Origin of the sequence: Flavobacterium glucosi (assembly GCF_048286535.1) — a bacterium.
GTDB lineage: Bacteria > Bacteroidota > Bacteroidia > Flavobacteriales > Flavobacteriaceae > Flavobacterium.
Window position 1 is genome coordinate 24,952 of sequence record NZ_JBLVPK010000001.1, and the last position, 20,230, is coordinate 45,181.

A 20,230-nucleotide genomic window follows, 5' to 3' on the forward strand; every position below is an offset into this window, starting at 1 on the left:
GAACAATTAAGAAAGTAGAATGACTTGAGTGTGCGACAGCATGACTCCATTAAAAAAACAATTAAGAAAGTAGAATGAAATACAATCCGAACGAAATAGAAGCCAAATGGCAGCAATATTGGTTAGACAACGCAACGTTTAAAGCCGAAAACAACTCAGCAAAACCTAAATATTACGTACTTGATATGTTTCCGTATCCATCTGGAGCAGGATTGCATGTTGGGCATCCGCTGGGATACATCGCCTCTGATGTGTATTCCAGATACAAAAGACATCAAGGTTTTAATGTGCTGCATCCCATGGGTTACGATAGTTTTGGTTTGCCTGCGGAACAATATGCGATACAAACGGGTCAACGCCCGGAAGATACTACTTCGGTAAATATTGACGGAGGAACGGATAAAGAAGGAAATAAAATTGCCGGATACAGAAAGCAATTGGACAAAATTGGATTCTCTTTCGATTGGAGTAGAGAAGTGCGTACTTCAAATCCGGATTATTACAAGCATACCCAATGGATTTTCATTCAATTGTTCAATTCTTGGTACAATAAAAACAGCGATAAAGCAGAAGATATTTCTACTTTGATTTCCATTTTTTCAACAGAAGGAAATGCAAGTGTCAATGCGGTTTGCGATGATACTATTGAAGCTTTTTCAGCAAATGAATGGAATGCTTTCGCAAATGAGCAGCAGGAGCGAATTTTGCTGCAATACAGATTGACGTATTTAGCCGAGACTGAAGTAAACTGGTGTCCGGGATTGGGAACGGTTTTGGCGAATGACGAAATCGTAAATGGTGTTTCAGAGCGTGGCGGTTTTACGGTTGTTCGAAAAAAAATGACGCAATGGAGCATGCGAATTTCGGCTTATGCAGAACGTTTGTTGCAAGGCTTAAACGATATTGACTGGAGCGAAAGCATCAAAGAAAGTCAACGGAACTGGATTGGGAAATCCGTTGGAGCGACAGTTTCTTTCAAAGTCGAAAGTCAAAAGTCAAACGCCGAAAGTGAGCAACAATATATAGACGTATTCACAACGCGTCCTGATACAATTTTTGGAGTTACGTTCATGACATTGGCGCCAGAACACGAATTAGTTTCTCAAATTACTACTCCGGAACAAAAAGCAGCAGTAAAAGCGTATGTAGAAAAAACGTCAAAACGTTCCGAAAGAGAACGTATGGCTGATGTTAAAACCATTTCGGGCGTTTTCACCGGAGCGTATGCCGAACATCCGTTCACGAAAGAACCCATTCCGGTTTGGATTGGGGATTATGTTTTGGCAGGTTACGGAACAGGTGCAGTTATGGCGGTTCCTTGTGGTGACGAAAGAGATTATGCTTTTGCGAATTTCTTCAAAGGGCAACAAGGCATGCAGGAAATCAAAAACATTTTTGCAAACATCGATATTTCTGAAGTGGCGTATGGTTCGAAAGACAATGTGATTATCGCCAATTCGGATTTCCTAAACGGACTGACGTATAAAGAAGCGACTAAAAAAGCGATAGAAGAGTTAGAAAAGCTAAACCAAGGAAAAGGAAAAATTAATTACCGTTTGCGTGATGCTGTTTTCTCTCGCCAGCGGTACTGGGGAGAGCCGTTTCCAGTATATTATGTGAATGGTTTGCCAAAAATGATTGATGCGCAACATTTGCCAATCATCTTGCCGGAAGTAGAGAAATATTTACCAACCGAAGACGGGCAACCACCTTTAGGAAACGCTTTGGTTTGGGCTTGGGACAGTGTTCAGTGTTCAGTGGTTAGTACTCAGTTAGTCGATAATGTGACTATATTTCCTCTTGAATTGAACACGATGCCGGGTTGGGCGGGAAGTTCCTGGTATTGGATGCGGTATATGGATGCGCACAATGAAAACGAATTTGCAAGTAAAGAGGCACTGGCGTATTGGGAAAGCGTAGATTTATACATTGGCGGCAGCGAACACGCCACCGGACATTTATTGTATTCTCGTTTTTGGAACAAATTCCTAAAAGACAAAGGTTTTGCACCTACCGAAGAACCATTTAAAAAACTGATTAATCAGGGAATGATTTTGGGGATGAGTGCATTTGTTTATCGACTAGCTATTACAAGTGTTACTGGCAATAGTAATTTGGATGTAATTGGAGATGTTAAGAATATTTATATTTCACATTTTTATATAAAAGAATTAAATAAGTTTTTCGCAAATATTGATGATAGAGACCAAGTATCTGTAGATGTTAAATCAGATGGACTTTATTATAATCATTATAAAATTGACAACAATATTTTTGATGAGTTAAGTAAAAATATATTTAAGAGTTTAAAATCGAATGTTGATTCGATAAGACTAAATGAAGATTCTTTTGACAAATTACACGCAGATGTTTCAATGGTTAATTCTTCAGATGAATTAGATATTGAAAGATTCAAGAGCTGGAGAGAGGATTATGCAAATGCAGAATTTATTACGGAAGTAAACGGAAAATACATAGTCGGTCGTGAAATCGAAAAAATGTCCAAATCCAAATACAATGTGGTAACGCCGGATGATATTTGTAATGAATACGGAGCAGATACGTTGCGTTTGTATGAAATGTTCTTAGGACCATTGGAACAAGCGAAACCTTGGAATACCGCAGGAATTTCGGGAGTTTTTGGTTTCTTGAAAAAACTGTGTCGTTTGTATTTTGATGAAAATGGTTTGATTGTTACCAATGACGAACCAACCAAAGACAACTTAAAATCATTGCACAAAACCATCAAAAAAGTGGCGGAAGACATTGAGAGTTTCTCTTTTAATACATCGGTTTCTCAGTTTATGATTTGTGTAAATGAATTGTCAACGCAGAATTGTCATTCTCGTGCCATTTTGGAACCATTAGCGATTGTAATTTCACCGTATGCGCCACACATCGCCGAAGAATTATGGTCGTTGTTAGGAAATACAGGTTCTGTTGCAACGGTTGCTTTTCCAATATTCGAACCGGCACATTTGGTAGAAAGCAGTAAAGAATATCCAGTTTCTTTCAATGGGAAAATGCGTTTCACGATGGTTTTACCTTTGGATTTAACCAAGGAACAAATTGAGGAAATTGTAATGAAAGACGAACGAACCATCAAACAATTAGAAGGAAAAACGCCAAACAAAGTGATTATTATTCCGGGAAAAATTATCAATTTGGTGGGGTAAATTTTAACAACGTAATGTTGTAGAGACGCACTGCAGTGCGTCTCTACCTGTGCGATAATCATTACAGTTAAATCCAAATTCCAAAATCATTTTTGGGATTTGGATTTTTTTCTTTCCATTTTGTGAATGCCAAATTGACATTGTAAAAAATTGGTTCAGATTTTGATGTTTCTTTTATAGTTTTAAACAATACAATTAAAAAAACAAAAATATGGGAATGGGTTATTTGATTCTTGCCGGAGCAATTATGCTTTTCAGCTGGTTAGTTAGTTCAAGACTAAAAAGCAAATTTGAACATTATTCTAAATTACAATTACAAAACGGAATGTCAGGCGCTGAAATCGCCGAAAAAATGCTTGCCGATAACGGAATTCGCGATGTGAGAGTAATCTCTACACCGGGACGTTTGACAGATCATTACAATCCCGTAGATAAAACCGTTAATCTAAGTGAGGCGGTTTACAACCAACGCAATGCGGCTGCGGCTGCTGTTGCGGCTCACGAATGTGGTCACGCCGTACAACACGCTGTGGGATATCAATGGCTAACCATGCGGTCTAAATTAGTGCCTGTGGTAAATGTAGCCTCTACGTACATGCAATGGATTTTGCTAGGAGGAATCTTGATGATGAAAACTTTTCCACAATTGCTATTGGTAGGAATTATCATTTTTGCCGCAACCACTTTGTTTTCGATTGTTACTTTGCCAGTCGAATATGACGCGAGTAATCGGGCATTAGCTTGGTTAGAAAATAAAAGAATGCTGACGCCACAAGAACATGCTGGAGCTAAAGATTCCTTGAAGTGGGCCGCCAGAACATATGTAGTGGCCGCTTTAGGATCCATTGCCACACTCTTGTATTATGTTTCGATTTATATGGGTGGAAGAAGAAATTAGATGCTCGCTTAAAATATATAAATCCGTCTTGTGTAAGTACAAGACGGATTTTTTTGTAATTAGCATATCAACGATTAACTGATTCAACCAAAAACTACAGTTGAATTTGTCTTTCAATTTGTTGGTCTAATGATATAAAGGTTTCTGTTCTGGAAACACCTTCTATCGCTTGAATCTTGGTGTTGAGCAAATGCATTAAATGTTCATTGTCCCTACAAATAATCTTGATTAATATTGACCAGTTTCCAGTGGTATAATGGCACTCCAACACTTCAGGAATTTTCTTTAAATCCCTTACGGCTTCTGGATTTCGGGCGGCTTTGTCCAAATAAATCCCAACAAAAGCCATGGTGTTATACCCTAGAATTTTATTGTTTACCGTGAACTTTGACCCCGAAATAACGCCGGATTGCTCCAGTTTTCGCAAACGTTGGTGAATAGCCGCTCCTGAAATCCCTATTTTATTGGCGATTTGAAGAATTGGTTTTCGGGCATCTTCCATCAAGTCGCGTAAAATTTCTTTGTCGATACCGTCAATTTCCACTATTAAAGAATTAATTTTCATGAGTTGTTTTTTTAAACCTAAATATGAATTATAGTTTAGATTGGAAATCAAATTTAAATAAAAAGTGATTAATAAAAGGAATAGGACGTCTTTTTTTAAATCGACGTCATAAAAAAAGCCATTCGGATTGCGAATGGCTTTGGTAATTGGATTATATTACTAATTTTTATTTTCCTTTGTTGACTTCAATAATGTATTTTTCCAAAGCCATTGTCATGGAAGGTGTTGCTGGTGTTGGTGCAAGAATATCGACTCTTAAACCGTGGTCCAACGCTTCTTTTTGAGTAGTGCTTCCAAAAACTGCAATCCGAGTGTTGTTTTGCTCGAAGTCTGGGAAGTTCATAAACAATGATTTTATTCCGGTTGGGCTAAAGAAAGCCAAAACATCATAATATACATCGGCTAAATCGGATAAATCGCTCATTACGGTTCGGTAAAAAACAGCTGGAGTCCAGTCTACTTTTAGTGCGTTTAGCGTTATTGGCGCATCAGCATTCAATTGGTCTGAAGCAGGCAATAAGAATTTCTCGTCTTTGTATTTTTTTATCAGTGGCGATAAATCAGCAAAATCTTTTGGTCCAACGTATATTTTACGTTTTCTATACACTACGTATTTTTGCAGGTAAAAAGCAATAGCTTCTGATTGGCAGAAGTATTTTAACCCTTCGGGAACTTTATAGCGCATTTCATCAGCTACTCTAAAAAAATGATCTACGGCATTTTTACTCGTTAAAATAATTGCGGTGTAATGATTGAGATCGATTTTTTGAAGTCGAATCTCTTTTGCATTAACTCCTTCTACATGAATAAAAGGTCTGAAATCAATTTTTACTTTATGCTTTTGTTGAAGTTCAAAGTAAGGGGAATTCTCCACTTTAGGCTCAGGCTGTGACACCAAAATTGTTTTCACTTTCATATTTAACGGTTTCTAGGCACTCCCTTTTGTAAACCAATAATACATAAAATAATAGGGTGCTATTTCAAGAGCGCAAAGATATAAAATAAAATAAAACAACTTACCGAATATTATATTTTGATAGTTTTTTATTGAAATAAAATAAGTTAAAATATTCATTATCAAGATAATAAACATTATTATCAATGGAATATTTCTTGAAAATGAGTCGTAATAAAACAAAATTATATTCAATGGCAGTATGAATAGTCCAATATAGGTTCTGTAAGTTACCTTTTGAAGGTTAAACTGCTCCATAAATTCTTCAATATTGAAGGAAGTGGCTATTATTTTCTCAATCAAATATTTAGATAAAATAAAGAAAGCTAGGAAAGTAAATATTTGAATGTATAGATTCCAATCTGTTTTTGAGGCATGGCCAAAATAGCTTAACGAAATTTGGATGAAGAAAGCCAGTGAAATGACTTGGACAAAAAATAAGGAGATGGTAAAACCGCTTTTTAGGTGGCTGCTGTCTCTGTATACTTTGTTGTATTTGTTGGAAAAAATTAAATTAGCAAAATCACCAAATCTATTTTCGAAAACAGATTTTGTAACAGCAATAATAGCAAATGACAGAACAAAAAGCACGGTTGCCCAGTCTTTGCTGTCAGTTATTCTTGGATGAAGTATATTTTCGATCATAACATTGCAAAATTACTAATTTTTATATCATTCTTTTTATTATAATTTTATTAAGGATGAAATGGCATAAAAAGTTTACTTTTGCGGTGAAATTAGTTAAAAATATGAATGATTGTATTGTTATAATTCCTACCTATAACGAAATTGAAAATATAGAAAGCATTATTCGATCCGTGTTTTCGCAGCATAAATCTTTTCATGTTCTTATTATTGATGATAATTCACCGGATCATACTGCTGATAAGGTCGTTTTGCTTCAGTCTGAATTTGGAGGGAGATTGTTTTTGGAAAAAAGAGAAAAAAAATCGGGTCTGGGAACGGCTTATGTTCATGGATTTAGATGGGCATTAGCGCATAATTATGATTTCATTTTTGAAATGGATGCCGATTTCTCCCACAATCCAAATGATTTAGAGAAATTATACAATGCGTGTCATTTTGGTGATGCTGATTTAGCGATTGGTTCCCGTTATGTTACCGGAGTAAATGTTGTAAACTGGCCATTAAGCCGCGTATTGATGTCCTATTTTGCATCAGTTTATGTACGAATGATTACCGGAATGAAGATTCACGATGCCACAGCAGGTTTCGTTTGTTACAAAAGGCGAGTGCTCGAAGAGATCAATTTAGATAAAATAAAATTTGTTGGATATGCTTTTCAAATTGAAATGAAATACAGAACCTACTGTAAAAAATTTCAAATTGCTGAGGTTCCCATCATTTTTACCGATAGAACAAAAGGGCAATCCAAGATGAGTAATTCAATAATTATTGAAGCCGTTTTTGGAGTTATTGCACTTAGATTGAAAAGATTAGTCAACACATTATAAGAAAAAGACAGGATGAACAGGGTTTTAATTAAGAATGCCAAAATAGTAAATGAAGGAGTGATTTTTGAGGGCGATGTATTAATTGAAAATGACTTAATTGTTGAAATTTCAGAAAGTATTAGTGCCAAATCCTCTCAATGTCAAATCATTGATGCCGAAGGGAATTATTTGATTCCGGGTGCAATTGATGATCAAGTGCATTTTAGAGAGCCAGGACTAACGCACAAAGGAGACATAGAATCAGAGTCTAAAGCGGCAGTTGCAGGTGGAATTACTTCTTACATAGAGCAACCTAACACGGTTCCAAATGCGGTTACCCAAGAAATATTAGAGCAAAAATACGAGTTGGCCGCCCAAAAATCGTACGCAAATTATTCTTTTATGATGGGCGCTACCAACGATAATTTGGAAGAAGTTCTAAAGACAAATCCAAAGAATGTTGCCGGAATAAAAATATTTTTAGGTTCTTCGACAGGGAATATGTTGGTGGATAATGAAGCCACTTTAGAGAAAATATTTTCCAGTACACCCATGCTTATTGCGGTGCATTGTGAAGATGAAGCCACAATAAAAAATAATTTAGAGAAATACAAAGCAGAGTTTGGAGAAGATGTTCCCGTTACGGTACATCATCTTATCCGAAGTGAGGAAGCCTGTTATATTTCGTCTTCCAAAGCGGTTGCATTGGCTAAGAAAACAGGTGCCCGCTTGCATATTTTTCATCTTTCGACTGCCAAAGAAATGGATTTGTTTACCAACAAAATTCCTTTGGAAGACAAGAAAATTACTGCCGAAGTTTGCGTGCATCATTTATGGTTTACCAATGATGATTATGCTACTAAAGGTAATCTTATAAAATGGAATCCAGCTGTAAAGACGGAAAATGACAGGAAAGCACTCTGGGAAGCTTTGCTTGATGACAGAATTGATGTGATTGCTACGGATCACGCACCACATACATTAGAAGAGAAAAAACAATCGTATTTGAATGCGCCTTCAGGAGGACCATTAGTACAACATGCTGTTGTGGCTATGTTTGAAGCGCACCACCAAGGAAAAATAAGCATTGAAAAAATTGTGGAGAAAATGTGCCACAACCCGGCTAAAATTTTCAAAATAGAAAAACGTGGTTTTATCAAAGAAGGCTATTATGCGGATTTGGTAATTGTAAATTCAGGTTTGCCTTGGAGCGTAAAAAAAGAAAATATTTTGGCTAAATGTGGTTGGTCTCCATTTGAAGGTTTTACTTTTAAATCCAGAATTACCCATACTTTTGTAAACGGACAATTAGTTTATACTGCTTTTAAAGTAAAAGATATTCGTGCAGGAAAACGTTTATTATTCGAAAGATAAAATTCATCAATGAGAAAAATCATAGCACTTTTAACGTTTACAACACTATTTGTCAGCTGTAAAGAAGAAGTAGTGAATAAGCCGGAACGACTTATAGAGAAGGATGTTATGGTGGATATTATGTATGATTTATCTATTTTGGAAGCCATAAGAAATCAAAATCCGGCTTCCTTGGACACTTTTAAAATAAACTCAAGAGATTATATTTTTAAAAAATATAAAATTGACAGTGTTCAATTTGCTAAAAGTAATGTCTACTATGCCTCTGATTATAATGAATACAAGGGCATGTTCGAAAAAATCAGCAAGCGATTGGAAGCAAATACAAAGAGGGTAGATTCTTTGGTCAAATTGAAAAAAAAGAAAAAGAATCCTATTGTTGACAAAAAGCAAAAACAAGCTGCAATCAGCAGAGATACTACAAAATTAGATTAAGAAAAAAGTCTAAAGATTAGAGATTTCTTGGATGTATTGGTGAATATTTATAAAATTAGTTTTCAAGGTATCTTTAATCTTTTGGTTCGAATATATAGTTGTTGCATACGAAGCTTTAGCAGTTGTTTGAGTCAGTTTTCTTTTCTGTTGGAACACATTCGAAACAAACCAATCCAATCTCCAAAGCATTTCCATAAAAAAAGGTTTTGCATGAATTTCAGGTCGTTGCACCGCTAATGAATCGGCTATAGCATTCAGAATATCACGAAAAATACTATTCTCTGCAATCAAGGTGAAACGTTCATTCTTAATTTCGCTTTGCATTAATTGATGCGCCATTCTAACAACATCACTTACAGCAACAAATCCCGTTGAACCCAGCGTGTAAAATTTCAACCCGTTTTTTACTTTCGTAAAAAGTTTTCCACTTCCTTGTTCTCTAAAGCCGGGTCCAAGAATAACACCTGGATTTACAATTATTACCTCTAAACCTTCTTGTTGGCCGCGCCAGATTTCCATTTCGGCACCATATTTAGAAATGGCATAATCGTTATGTGGCTTCTCCGGATTCCATTCGGTTTCTTCTGTAATGAATTTTTCATGAGGTAGTAAATCACCCAAAGTAGCAATAGAACTTACAAAACACAGTTTTTTTATTTCATAAATGATGCAAAAATTCACAATATTCGCCGTTCCTTCAATGTTTGTTTTTCGCAATATATCTTCATCTTTTGGATCAAAAGAAATCAAAGCGGCACAATGATACACAGTGTCAATATTCTGAAAGGCGATTTCTAAGGAAGGAACTTCGGTAATATCTGCGGAAATCCATTCGATTTGCTCGAACAGGGATTCTTTTTTATAGGTAGCGAATAGGGATTTGGTTTTCTCGATTGAACCAATGCTTCGATAAATAGCGCGTACTTTTTCTCCATTTTCAATTAAATGAAGCAATAGATGTGCGCCTACTAAACCGGTTCCTCCTGTGACTAAAATCATTTGGTAAAGATAATTAGATTGTTCGATTTTTAGACCGATAGATTTTCAAATTATGCAATTAAAGCTATCTTTGTGAAAATTGATTTTTATAAAATGAAAAATATTATTTCCGAATTACAATGGCGCGGCCTAGTTCACGACATCATGCCTGGAACCGAAGAGCAACTTTTAAAAGAAATGACAACGACCTATATAGGATTTGATCCAACATCGGATTCCTTACATATTGGAAGCTTAGTGCCTATAATTCTTTTGGTTCATTTGAAAAATTTTGGACATAAACCTATTGCATTGGTTGGTGGAGCTACAGGAATGATTGGAGATCCATCTGGGAAATCGGATGAAAGAAATCTCTTAGATGAAGCGACTTTGAATCATAATGTTGAAGGAATTAAAAGTGTTTTATCTCGTTTTTTAGATTTTAATTCGAATGAAATAAATGCGCCAGTTCTGGTAAATAATTACGATTGGATGAAGAATTTATCATTCATTAATTTCGCTCGTGACGTGGGTAAACGAATCACAGTGAACTACATGATGGCCAAAGATTCTGTAAAGAAAAGATTGTCCGGTGAAGGCGAAGGAATGTCCTTTACGGAGTTTACGTACCAATTGATTCAAGGGTATGATTTTTACCATCTGCATAAAGAATACAATTGTTTGTTGCAAATGGGAGGTTCTGACCAATGGGGAAATATTACAACAGGAACTGAATTAGTTCGTCGTATGAATGTAGGTGAAGAGGCTAAAGCATACGCAATGACTTGTCCTTTGATCACAAAAGCAGACGGTTCTAAATTTGGAAAATCCGAAGGCGGAAATGTTTGGTTAACCGCTGATAAAACTTCGGTTTATAAATTTTACCAGTTTTGGTTGAATACCACCGATGTTGATGCAGAAAAATACATTAAGATTTTCACTTTTTTAGATGCGACAACAATAGACGTGTTAATTGAAGAGCATAAAATGGCTCCGCATTTAAGAGTGTTGCAAAGAAGATTGGCTGAAGAGCTTACAGTTTTTGTTCATTCAGCCGAAGATTTAGAAAATGCGATAAAAGCATCGAATATTTTGTTTGGCAATTCTACTTCAGATGATTTGAAACAATTGGACGAAGCGACTTTCTTAGATGTTTTTGATGGTGTTCCTCAAGCGGAGATCAGCAGAGTCGAAATAGAAGTGGGGATTGATATTGTTACTGTTTTGAATGAAAAAACAGGTTTTATGAAATCCAATGGTGAAGCAAGACGCGCTTTGACGGCTAATTCTATTTCAGTAAATAAAGAAAAAGTTGCCGAAGATTTTGTACTTTCGACAAAAGATTTAATCAACAATCAATTTGTATTGTTGCAAAGTGGAAAGAAGAATTATTTTGTGGTGAGAATTGTTTAACCGTTTAATTTGTTTAACCGATTTACCGCATAAACAAATCACCGCATAAACTTTAAAGAACCATCAAATTACACCCTCGAATATCAGAATTATCAAAACGTCCCAATACCTCGAAAGAGTTGTTGGGATTTTTTTTGCCCAAATCCTGCGTGGCGATAAACGAACAAGAATTAATGTTGGCCAAATCGATGACGTTGATTCCGCCTGTTTTTCCGTCTTGAATGTAGGTCAAAGCATCTTCGGTGTCACGAACGAGGATTTGTATCCAAGAAGGGCATTCAAATACGCCGTTTCCTAAAGAATAGGCTTGTGAAAGCAATTCGGTCATTCCGTATTCTGAATGTATGGCCGAAACGCCAAATCCTTTGCACAATTGTTCGTGCAATTCTTCCCGAATCATTTCTTTTCGTTTGCCTTTCATGCCGCCAGTTTCCATGATAATGGTATGCTGCAGTAGAAACTGATGTTTTTCGATTAGGTCCAATAACGCAAAAGTGACACCAATCAGAATGACATTTTGACCTGCTAGGTCTAAAGCGATGAGTTTAGCAATCAGTTCGTCATGATTGTGCAGGTAAAAACCACTTTCGGGATGATTGGATAATGCAATTAAATCTTTAACCATGTAAATTAAGGAAGAACCTTCTCTTTCCAGATAGGAGGGAAGCAAGGCTAAAACAACATAATCTTCGATATTACCATAAAATTGGGAAAATCCTTTGCGGTAGCTTTCTTCGTATACGGTAACCTCCGTAACCAAATGTTTGCTGGTGATCATTCCTGTGGTTCCGCTGCTGATAAAGGTTTCCTGAATGAGATTGGTATTAGAAACCACTTCATGGCTCTTAAAGAACTGAATGGGTAAAAACGGAATCTGCTGTAATGACTTTACTTTATGAGGATCTGTGTTTAAAAAATTACAAAACTCTTGATAGACCAAGTTGTTTTCGTATTGGAAACGAAACACTTTCAAGGCGATTTTCTCAAACTGTTTTTGACTGGAAATTGCAAATATATCAGAGGATGTAATCAAGATTTTTTTTGCAAAAGTAATCAAAATTTTTAAGTGAAGCCCAATTACAAAACAGCAATAGTCTGTTTTTTGGAATCCATTTCATTGGAATTCTGCATAAAAAAAGCTCCAATAGGAATTGGAGCTTTTGTATTTAAATATTGACGTATTATCGTATAATTAATTTTCGGGTTGCAGAGGCCTCTTTTTCATTAATCTTTATGATGTAGACACCTGAGGTTAAATTAGAGACATTAAGTTCTCTGGAACTAAGCATTGTTTGAAGTACTTTTTTTCCTAAAACATCAAAGATAATGATTTCTTTATCTAAGTCATTTTTTGAAGTAATGTAAACTTTGCCATTACTCACAGGGTTCGGGTACAAGCTTAAACCTTCAATTACGGCGGTTTCTTGTGTTTTTGGTTGTTGCTTAATTTCCTGAGCACTAGTGCTCATAGAGAATAAAAAAACCAATAAGATGATACTATAAAAGTAGTTTTTTGCCATGATGAAAATTTGTTATGTAAATATATAAAAAATATTTCAAATATTATACCACAAAAAAAAACATCCTGAAAATCAGGATGTTTGATATAATATATTTTAGTGTTTGTTATAGATTTCCTAATAAATTAACACCATCAACAATTGCCCATGCTCCAGGAGTCAATACTGCTCCAGACGCTGTTGTGCTTGTTGTGAAGTTTGCAGGTAAAAATGTAACTGTGAAAGCTGCACCAGCACCCCATTGAGAAGTTGCAGCATCTTGAATTTTTACATTTAGCATTTTTATTTTTCCGCCTGTAACTTGATTTGTATTTGTTGCAGCATCTTGAATTCTAACAGCAACTGCGTTTGTTATAACACCTGTAGTAATGTTAGTGTAAGTATTAGTGTATCCTGAAATCACAACATTTGAGTACTCACCATTTCCTTCTTTTTTGAATTGAATTGCATCAATTTCGGCTGGATTTCCTGCTTCAGTAGCAGTTCCTGCAGCTCTTCTTAAAGTAATGTTAGATACTACAGGGAAGAAAGTATTGTTTACACTTTTTGCTTCGATTTCCATTCCAAAATTTCCAGCTCCAGTTTGATAAGCATACCAGTTGGTATTTGCTTTACCTTGCCATCCATCTTGCCAGTCAAAAGAATCATCTGTGTTTCCGTAAGAAATAATGTTTTTAGCGCTTACAGTTCCTCCGTAAAATTCAAACCCATCATCAGCTCCTTTGTAAGCAACAAGGTTTTCTAATACTGTTCCAGAACCTACTGAATAGAATGAGAAACCATTCATTTCAGAATTTCCGTCAAGGATTTTTTTACCGGCATATTCTACTCGTACATATTTCAAAGAACCACCATTATGAGCGGCATTTGTACCACCATAAACAATGTTAGTTCCATCCTCAGATGTTGCAGTTGTGATTGGCGTTAAGTCAGCAGTTTTTCCAGAAACGATAGGAGCGTCACCAAACATGATTATACCTCCCCAAGAACCTGCAGTTTTGGATTTTTCAGTAAATACAACAGGTTCTGCTGCAGTTCCTGAAATATTTAATTTCCCACCGTTTTCAATTAACAAAGCGTCAGTACCATTTGATACATCAGCAGTTATTATTGAACCCGCTTCAAAAGTTAGTATAGCACCACTTTTTACTCTAACAGTACCGCTTAATGCGTAAGTGCCTTTGGTATAAGTTTTTGATGCTGTTATGTCGCCTGTTATGTCTCCTGTAGCCGTTGGTGGAGTTGTTACTACATCGTCATCACTTGATGTACAACTTGTAAATACCAAGCTTAATAATGCAAGACTGAATACTAATTTTTTCATTTTTAATAATTTTAAAATTATAAGTTTTTTTGTTAATTATTTATTTCAAAAGTACTGTAGAGCTTCTAAAATTTAGTTATGTAATTGTTATTAAAGTATTATATAACAATGAATTTGATGTAAAGTTTACGTTACTTATGTAAACAAAAAAAAGAGCTATGACAGCTCTTTTTTGTTGTTGTTTTTAAAACGTGTATCCTATGTTAAAGGAGAACCCGACACCTTTTTTGAATTCTCTTAAAATTAGCGAGTCTTCTGTAATGTTTAAAGTGCTTTTGCTTCCCAACTCTTTTTTGTAACTTGGATTCAAGATGTTATCTACTCCAAATTTAAGTTCGATACTTTTTGAAATTGAGTTAGTCCAAACAAAATCTAATTTACTAAAAGATTTCTCGTAGATATGGTCAATTCCTGAAGAACCTACAGCGAAAATACGGTCTCCATAAACGTTATATACTAAGGTCATAGAGTTTTTCCAATCTTTATTAAGGATGAAATCATACTTTAAATCAGAATTAATTAACCAACTTGAAGCACCTTGCAGTTTACGGTTTCTACTGTTTTCTAATTCATTTCCTTGTTTTGTAATGTCAATTTTAACATCAGTACTCATTAATGACGTATTGAAACCTAAAGAGAAATTAGAAAGAGATTCGTTTATTCTACTCAATTGGAAAAGCATTTCTATTTCGGCACCATAAATAACCGCTTGTTCTGAGTTTTTGAAAGTTGTGATTTGACCACCACTATTTGCAGTTGGTTTGAAAACTCTTTCAATTGGATTGTTGATCATTTTTCCAAATACACCTACAGCAAACATTTCTTTGTTGTTAGGGAATAATTCATATTTGAAATCTACATTATAGTTTTCACTGTCTTTTAAATCCGGGTTTCCACTTTCTGAAGTTCCATCGGCATTGATGTAATTTATCGGTAACAACTCCATAGCAACTGGACGAGTTATGGTTTTTGCCAATGACACTCTCAAATTACTGTTTTCATTCAAAATACGTTTCGCATTTACAGATGGTAATATATCAAGTTTGTCATCTGTCTTTTTGCGGTAAGCGCTTCCAAAAGGATCACCTTGTTGTCTGTATTTTATTTCACGAGTTGAACTCTCCGCTCTAATTCCAGCATTCAAATCCCATTTCTCTCCAAGATTCATGAACAAATTGAAGTAACCCGCATTAACAAACTGATTCAATTTCACTTTATAATCTCCGTTAGACTCTTCTTGAACATAAACAATTCCGTTGTTGATGTCTTCGTTTATGTTTTGGCTTATAGTACTTAAATCAGCAGTGTAGTTTTTCTCCAAATTTCTTCTTCCAGAGAAGAAACGATAAGAAGATTCCATGTCGTTCAGCGAACTGTTGTATCCAATAGATAATTTGTTAGAATCTTCATTGTCTCCAAATTTTAAATTATATTCTAAAAGTGAAGAGTAATAGAAGTTTCCTTTTACATCAAGGAATTGACGGTTCAAGTTATTACCACCATAAGACATGTTTATTTGGCTGTCATTTACTTTTACACCAGTGATAAATTTTCTGTCAGGTTGTTGAAAAGAAGTTTTCACATAAGAACCTCCAGCTTTTAAGCTGTGTTTTCCGTCTTCGGTTAATTTATAATCACCATACAATTGTGTGTTCCAATAATTAGATTCTTCGTATTGGTTTAATCTGATAAGATTATTTGTCTGATTTGCTAAACTGTTTGTGTATCCTAACTGATCTTGGATTTTGCTTTCAGTCGCTTTAATCAAGAACGTATTGAAGTTTAAATTAAAACGGTTTGTCTTGTATTTCAAACCTGCTAAACCAGAAAAAGTAGTTTGGTAGCTGTATTGCGTATTGTATAAATTATTGTCGTAGTTCCCTTGTCCAAGATTGAAAGTTCTGTCAACACCTTCTCTGTAAGAGTATTTATTGTCAAAATTGAAAGACATGATATAGCTTATATTTCTTTCTTTTTCAAGATTGAATTTTTGAGCATGTAAAAATCCAATACTAGAATTTAAAGGGCTTTTTGTGCTGTTAACATCCCATGATTTTTTACCAAATCCATTTTCGTATTCAGCTGGAGAAAGTTTCTGCGCGCTTGGAACTGATCCGAAAATGCCAGGAAGAGCTCTGTCATTGCCAATCATTCCTAAAGATCCTTTAGTAGAATTTGCGTCATCAGAAAGTAAGAAATCTTGAAGATTATTGTTAGTCGTATATCCAAAACCAATATTCAGTTTAGTGATGTTTTTTGGTTGAGGTGTTTCGATATTAACTGTTGCTCCGGCAAAATCTCCAGAAATATTAGGATTAAAAGTTTTGTAGATATTTAATACTCCCACAACATCAGTAGGAAATAAATCTAATGGAATGATTTTCTTGAAAGGACTGTTTGATGGAGATTGTAAGTCGTTTATCAATAAGTTATTGTAACGGTCTTCTAATCCTCTAATAAACAAACCTCTTCCGTCAACTTTAGTGATTCCGGTAATTTTTGTCAAACCTTCCTCAACATCGCTAACTCCTTTACGGGCCATTTCTTGAGCACCAATACTTTGCTTAATTACGACCGCTTGTTTTTGGTCTAATAAAAGAGCTGTTTCCTTTTCTCTGCTTGCTGTATTTTTTATGATAACATCTTCTAGTTTATAGCTACCAGAACCTAACGCTTTATTTAAGGTTACGGTTTCATTGGCAGTTACGGTAACCGGAATCTCTACAGATTCATAACCCACAAAACTAAGTTGTACGATATAATTTCCTGGTAGTATAGTTATGGTGTATTTACCATCAATATCAGTATTGGTTCCTATACTTGTTCCTTTGATAAGAACGTTAGCAAAAGGTAATGACTGATTATTAGCATCTTTGTCTGTTAAGATTCCAGAAATTGTTCCTTTATTCTGAGAAAAAGAAATAGCTGTTATTAATAACGTGAAAAATAGTAACTTGAATTTCATTTGGTTTTAATTTTTTTGCAAAGTAACATCCGAAATGTAAAATGTAAGTTACTGACTTGTTATGGTTATGTTTTGTTTTGGGTCTAAAAAGGACTCCAATATTAAATTATGGTTAACACCATTTGAATACCCCATTTATCATTACATTTACAATTCAAAAACAATTTTTGGCGCTTTATGAAGAAAAGAAACACTAAGATTCTATTAGTAGATGATGAACCGGATATCCTAGAAATTGTAGGATATAACCTTTCTCAAGAGGGGTATCAAATCGTTACAGCAGCAAATGGGAGAGAGGCAATAGCAAAAGCTAAAAAAGAACTGCCCGACCTTATTATAATGGATGTAATGATGCCAGAAATGGACGGGATGGAAGCTTGCGAAGCTATTAGAAAAATTCCCGAGCTTAGTAATGTAATCATCACTTTTTTGACAGCCAGAAGCGAAGATTATTCTCAAGTTGCAGGTTTTGATGCCGGTGCGGATGATTATATCACAAAGCCTATTAAACCTAAATTATTAGTCAGTAAAGTAAAAGCATTATTACGCCGATTAAAAGAAAAGGAACAAAATAGCGAAACACTTAACGTAGGCGGAATCGAAATAAATCGCGAAGAATATAAAATCGTTAAAGACAATATTGAAATTGCATTGCCTAGAAAAGAGTTTGAATTATTCTACCTGCTGGCTTCAAAACCTGGAAAAGTATTCAAGCGCGATGAGATTCTGGACAAAGTTTGGGGAAATGAAGTCGTAGTTGGTGGAAGAACAATTGATGTTCACATCAGAAAATTAAGAGAAAAAATTGGAGAAGAATTGTTTAAGACAATAAAAGGAGTTGGCTATAAGTTTGAGGTATAAATGACAATAAATTTTAAAAAAACATATCGTTTTGCTGTCAAATCAGCGCTTTACATCACACTTTTTTCTACAGGATTAGTTGCTTTTCTGACCTATTTGTTTTTTTCTGTTTCGTATCAGTTTTGCTTAATTTTTGCTATTTCAATTGCGACTTTTTCATTTGTTGTAATACAATATCGTGTGGAACGTTTTATCTATAAAAAAGTAAAAAAAATATACGATGATGTTTCTTTATTAGAATCAAGCACGTTTAGGAATCAGCCAATAACAACAGATATGGCTACACTTACACGTGAAGTAAAAAAGTTTGCTACGGATAAAAAGTTAGAAATTGAAACTTTAAAAGTGCGGGAAGAATATAGAAGAGAGTTTCTTGGGAATGTTTCTCATGAGCTCAAAACACCCCTGTTTATGGTTCAAGGGTATTTGTCAACTCTTATTGACGGAGCCATGAGCGATAAAGTAATCCGGAAAAAATATTTAGAGCGTGCCGAAAAAGGAGTAGAACGATTGATTTATATCGTACAAGATTTAGACATGATTTCTAAACTCGAAATTGGGGAATTGAACTTGGAAATTGCTGAATTTGACATTGTTAAATTAGTTCAAAATGTCTTTGATTTGCTCGAAATGAAAGCTTCCAAGAAAGATATCCTGTTGATGTTTGACATGAAATACAACAAGCCTGTTATGGTGGTTGGAGATCAAGAAAAAATCCAACAAGTAGTGATGAATCTTGTCATTAATTCAATCAAATACGGAAAAGTAAAAGGTTCTACCGAAGTAAGTATTGAAGATTTGACAGATGAAAAAGTCATTGTTCGAATCACGGATAACGGAGAAGGAATAGAGAAAAAAAATATTCCAAGACTTTTTGAGCGTTTTTACAGAGTGGATAAGAGCGGAGCAAGAACCGAAGGTGGTTCAGGTTTGGGCTTATCTATTGTAAAACATATTATTGAAGCACATGATGAGAAAATTTATGTAGACAGTACCTATGGCGTGGGTTCTGAATTTTCTTTTACACTTGAAAAAATAAAAATAAGTAAGAAAGCTAAATAAAATCAAAAATTAAAATACGTTTAAAACCGATTCTTGTGAATCGGTTTTTTTATTTCTAGGAATTAATGTTTAATTATTTTTCAAAAACTTGGAACAAATTTGTCCATTCAATTTTAGAGTCTAACCGAGGCAATCCTTTATATTCCTCAATTTCTTGGATATTTTCCATTCTAAAATCATCTTGCGTTGCATAAGGAACCAGGCCTTCTTTCTTCAATTTTTTGGCTAAATATTCTTGTTCATATTGCCCAGGTGTTGGAATAAAAAAAGCTTTCTTTCTTAGTTGTGCTAAATCCATGATTGTAGTGTAACCTGAACGGCAAAGAACCATTTCACTTTCGTTAAAAACCTGTTCTAACTCAGTTGAATTCATGAAGTTGTAATACGTCACATTTTTAATTGTAGTTGTTTTTTGCTCCTTTTCAATATTTCCTTCAATGAAAATTGCATTACCGCTGTATTTAAGGATTTCTTTTTTCAAATGTTTTTCCAGCATGCCACGTTGAGGTTCAGGACCAGAGAGAATTATCAGTAAATCATATTTTTTTGGCAACAATTTCTTTTGAAGCCTGCTCAAGGGACCAATGTATTTTGTTTTGAGGTTTGGATTGTCAACATGACCCAGTTTGCCGGTTAAATTTGGAGTTCCGGCGAGGTCGGGAACCCAGCATTCCGTATATTTTTTTATAATTGATTGATGTATTTTACTGGTAATCCAAGTGGTATTTCCGGTCATCACATTCAATTGATGGGTGATAAATACGGAGGGTACGTTCTTGCTGAAAACCCCCAATCTATTATCCGAAATAATACCGTCAATTGTATATTTTTTGATCCAATTTTGAATTGTTTTTTTTTCTTCCAGAATAGCTTTTACCATTTTGGGGCCATTTTTTATTAATTTCCATTTAAAATTAGCGCCATTTTTAGCATATTCAATTTGATAGGATGGCAGTTCCAGTGTTTGGAGATTTGGAAATTCTTTTCGTAGCAATTCAAGAGCAATGCCATCTGAGGCAATTATTGGGATGTAGTTGTTGTCTTGTAAAGCTCTAATGATTGGAATGCAACGGGTGGCATGGCCTAAACCCCAGTTTAAAGGGGTAATCAAAATAGTTTTAGGCGCAGTTTTTATATCCATTTCTAATTGTATCAAATGTTTTTCTAGTGGAAAGATACATAAGTTAAGCCCTTTTTTATATTTTCAAAAGATTACTAAACTATTAAGTTATACAATACTTAAGTACTCT

17 protein-coding genes are annotated in these 20,230 nt (G+C 34.9%); 8 read left to right on the plus strand and 9 right to left on the minus strand.

All coding sequences use genetic code 11. The features are described 5' to 3' along the window. Positions 1–74 precede the first annotated feature (74 nt). Both ACNQGD_RS00160 and ACNQGD_RS00165 read left to right on the plus strand, forming a co-directional pair. Positions 75–3,176, plus strand: a complete 3,102-nt coding sequence (locus tag ACNQGD_RS00160) for a leucine--tRNA ligase (protein WP_417997890.1) — start codon at positions 75–77, stop codon at positions 3,174–3,176. Between the two features lie 211 nt (positions 3,177–3,387). Beyond that, positions 3,388–4,074 (plus strand): zinc metallopeptidase, encoded by a 687-nt coding sequence (locus ACNQGD_RS00165; RefSeq protein ID WP_417997891.1) that lies wholly within the window; start codon positions 3,388–3,390, stop codon positions 4,072–4,074. 94 nt (positions 4,075–4,168) lie between these two features. Here ACNQGD_RS00165 and ACNQGD_RS00170 read toward each other — a convergent pair whose 3' ends face one another. The 3 genes from ACNQGD_RS00170 to ACNQGD_RS00180 all read right to left on the minus strand — a co-directional run bounded on the left by ACNQGD_RS00170 (position 4,169) and on the right by ACNQGD_RS00180 (position 6,239). Beyond that, entirely contained in the window at positions 4,169–4,639 is a 471-nt protein-coding gene (locus tag ACNQGD_RS00170; protein ID WP_417994110.1) for an Lrp/AsnC ligand binding domain-containing protein, read from the minus strand. Positions 4,640–4,805: 166 nt separating this feature from the next. Further along, complete coding sequence (locus tag ACNQGD_RS00175; RefSeq protein WP_417997892.1) at positions 4,806–5,555, minus strand: uroporphyrinogen-III synthase; 750 nt, start codon at positions 5,553–5,555, stop codon at positions 4,806–4,808. A gap of 12 nt (positions 5,556–5,567) precedes the next feature. Beyond that, a complete protein-coding gene (locus ACNQGD_RS00180; RefSeq protein WP_417997893.1) occupies positions 5,568–6,239 on the minus strand; it encodes a DUF4271 domain-containing protein in 672 nt (223 codons plus the stop codon). A 104-nt stretch (positions 6,240–6,343) separates the two neighbouring features. Between ACNQGD_RS00180 and ACNQGD_RS00185 the strand changes: the two genes are divergently transcribed. From ACNQGD_RS00185 to ACNQGD_RS00195, 3 genes are read left to right on the plus strand one after another with little or no spacing between them, the layout of a single operon-like run. Continuing rightward, a complete protein-coding gene (locus tag ACNQGD_RS00185; RefSeq protein WP_417994277.1) occupies positions 6,344–7,069 on the plus strand; it encodes a polyprenol monophosphomannose synthase in 726 nt (241 codons plus the stop codon). Positions 7,070–7,081: 12 nt separating this feature from the next. Beyond that, complete coding sequence (locus ACNQGD_RS00190) at positions 7,082–8,422, plus strand: dihydroorotase (protein ID WP_417995839.1); 1,341 nt, start codon at positions 7,082–7,084, stop codon at positions 8,420–8,422. A gap of 9 nt (positions 8,423–8,431) precedes the next feature. Beyond that, positions 8,432–8,857, plus strand: coding sequence for a DUF4296 domain-containing protein (locus tag ACNQGD_RS00195; protein ID WP_417997894.1), 426 nt, complete (start codon positions 8,432–8,434; stop codon positions 8,855–8,857). A 9-nt stretch (positions 8,858–8,866) separates the two neighbouring features. Here ACNQGD_RS00195 and ACNQGD_RS00200 read toward each other — a convergent pair whose 3' ends face one another. Continuing rightward, positions 8,867–9,856: an NAD-dependent epimerase/dehydratase family protein gene (locus ACNQGD_RS00200; RefSeq protein ID WP_417997895.1), complete on the minus strand. Its 990-nt coding sequence runs from the start codon at positions 9,854–9,856 to the stop codon at positions 8,867–8,869. A gap of 93 nt (positions 9,857–9,949) precedes the next feature. Between ACNQGD_RS00200 and tyrS the strand changes: the two genes are divergently transcribed. After that, a complete protein-coding gene (gene tyrS / locus ACNQGD_RS00205) occupies positions 9,950–11,248 on the plus strand; it encodes a tyrosine--tRNA ligase (protein ID WP_417997896.1) in 1,299 nt (432 codons plus the stop codon). A gap of 52 nt (positions 11,249–11,300) precedes the next feature. Here tyrS and ACNQGD_RS00210 read toward each other — a convergent pair whose 3' ends face one another. From ACNQGD_RS00210 to ACNQGD_RS00225, 4 genes are all read right to left on the minus strand, one after another. Further along, complete coding sequence (locus ACNQGD_RS00210; RefSeq protein ID WP_417997897.1) at positions 11,301–12,281, minus strand: LuxE/PaaK family acyltransferase; 981 nt, start codon at positions 12,279–12,281, stop codon at positions 11,301–11,303. A 148-nt stretch (positions 12,282–12,429) separates the two neighbouring features. Then, complete coding sequence (locus tag ACNQGD_RS00215) at positions 12,430–12,768, minus strand: T9SS type A sorting domain-containing protein (RefSeq protein ID WP_417995844.1); 339 nt, start codon at positions 12,766–12,768, stop codon at positions 12,430–12,432. 106 nt (positions 12,769–12,874) lie between these two features. Further along, positions 12,875–14,092: a hypothetical protein gene (locus ACNQGD_RS00220; protein WP_417997898.1), complete on the minus strand. Its 1,218-nt coding sequence runs from the start codon at positions 14,090–14,092 to the stop codon at positions 12,875–12,877. A gap of 184 nt (positions 14,093–14,276) precedes the next feature. Next, on the minus strand, positions 14,277–17,057 hold the full coding sequence (locus tag ACNQGD_RS00225; RefSeq protein ID WP_417997899.1) for a TonB-dependent receptor: 2,781 nt from the start codon (positions 17,055–17,057) through the stop codon (positions 14,277–14,279). 177 nt (positions 17,058–17,234) lie between these two features. Between ACNQGD_RS00225 and ACNQGD_RS00230 the strand changes: the two genes are divergently transcribed. After that, a complete protein-coding gene (locus tag ACNQGD_RS00230; protein WP_417994269.1) occupies positions 17,235–17,918 on the plus strand; it encodes a response regulator transcription factor in 684 nt (227 codons plus the stop codon). Beyond that, positions 17,919–18,980 (plus strand): sensor histidine kinase, encoded by a 1,062-nt coding sequence (locus ACNQGD_RS00235; protein ID WP_417997900.1) that lies wholly within the window; start codon positions 17,919–17,921, stop codon positions 18,978–18,980. It abuts the gene before it with no gap. Between the two features lie 73 nt (positions 18,981–19,053). On the opposite strand, the gene ACNQGD_RS00240 is transcribed toward ACNQGD_RS00235, so the two are convergent. Further along, positions 19,054–20,121: a glycosyltransferase gene (locus ACNQGD_RS00240; RefSeq protein WP_417997901.1), complete on the minus strand. Its 1,068-nt coding sequence runs from the start codon at positions 20,119–20,121 to the stop codon at positions 19,054–19,056. Between the last annotated feature and the right edge of the window lie 109 nt (positions 20,122–20,230).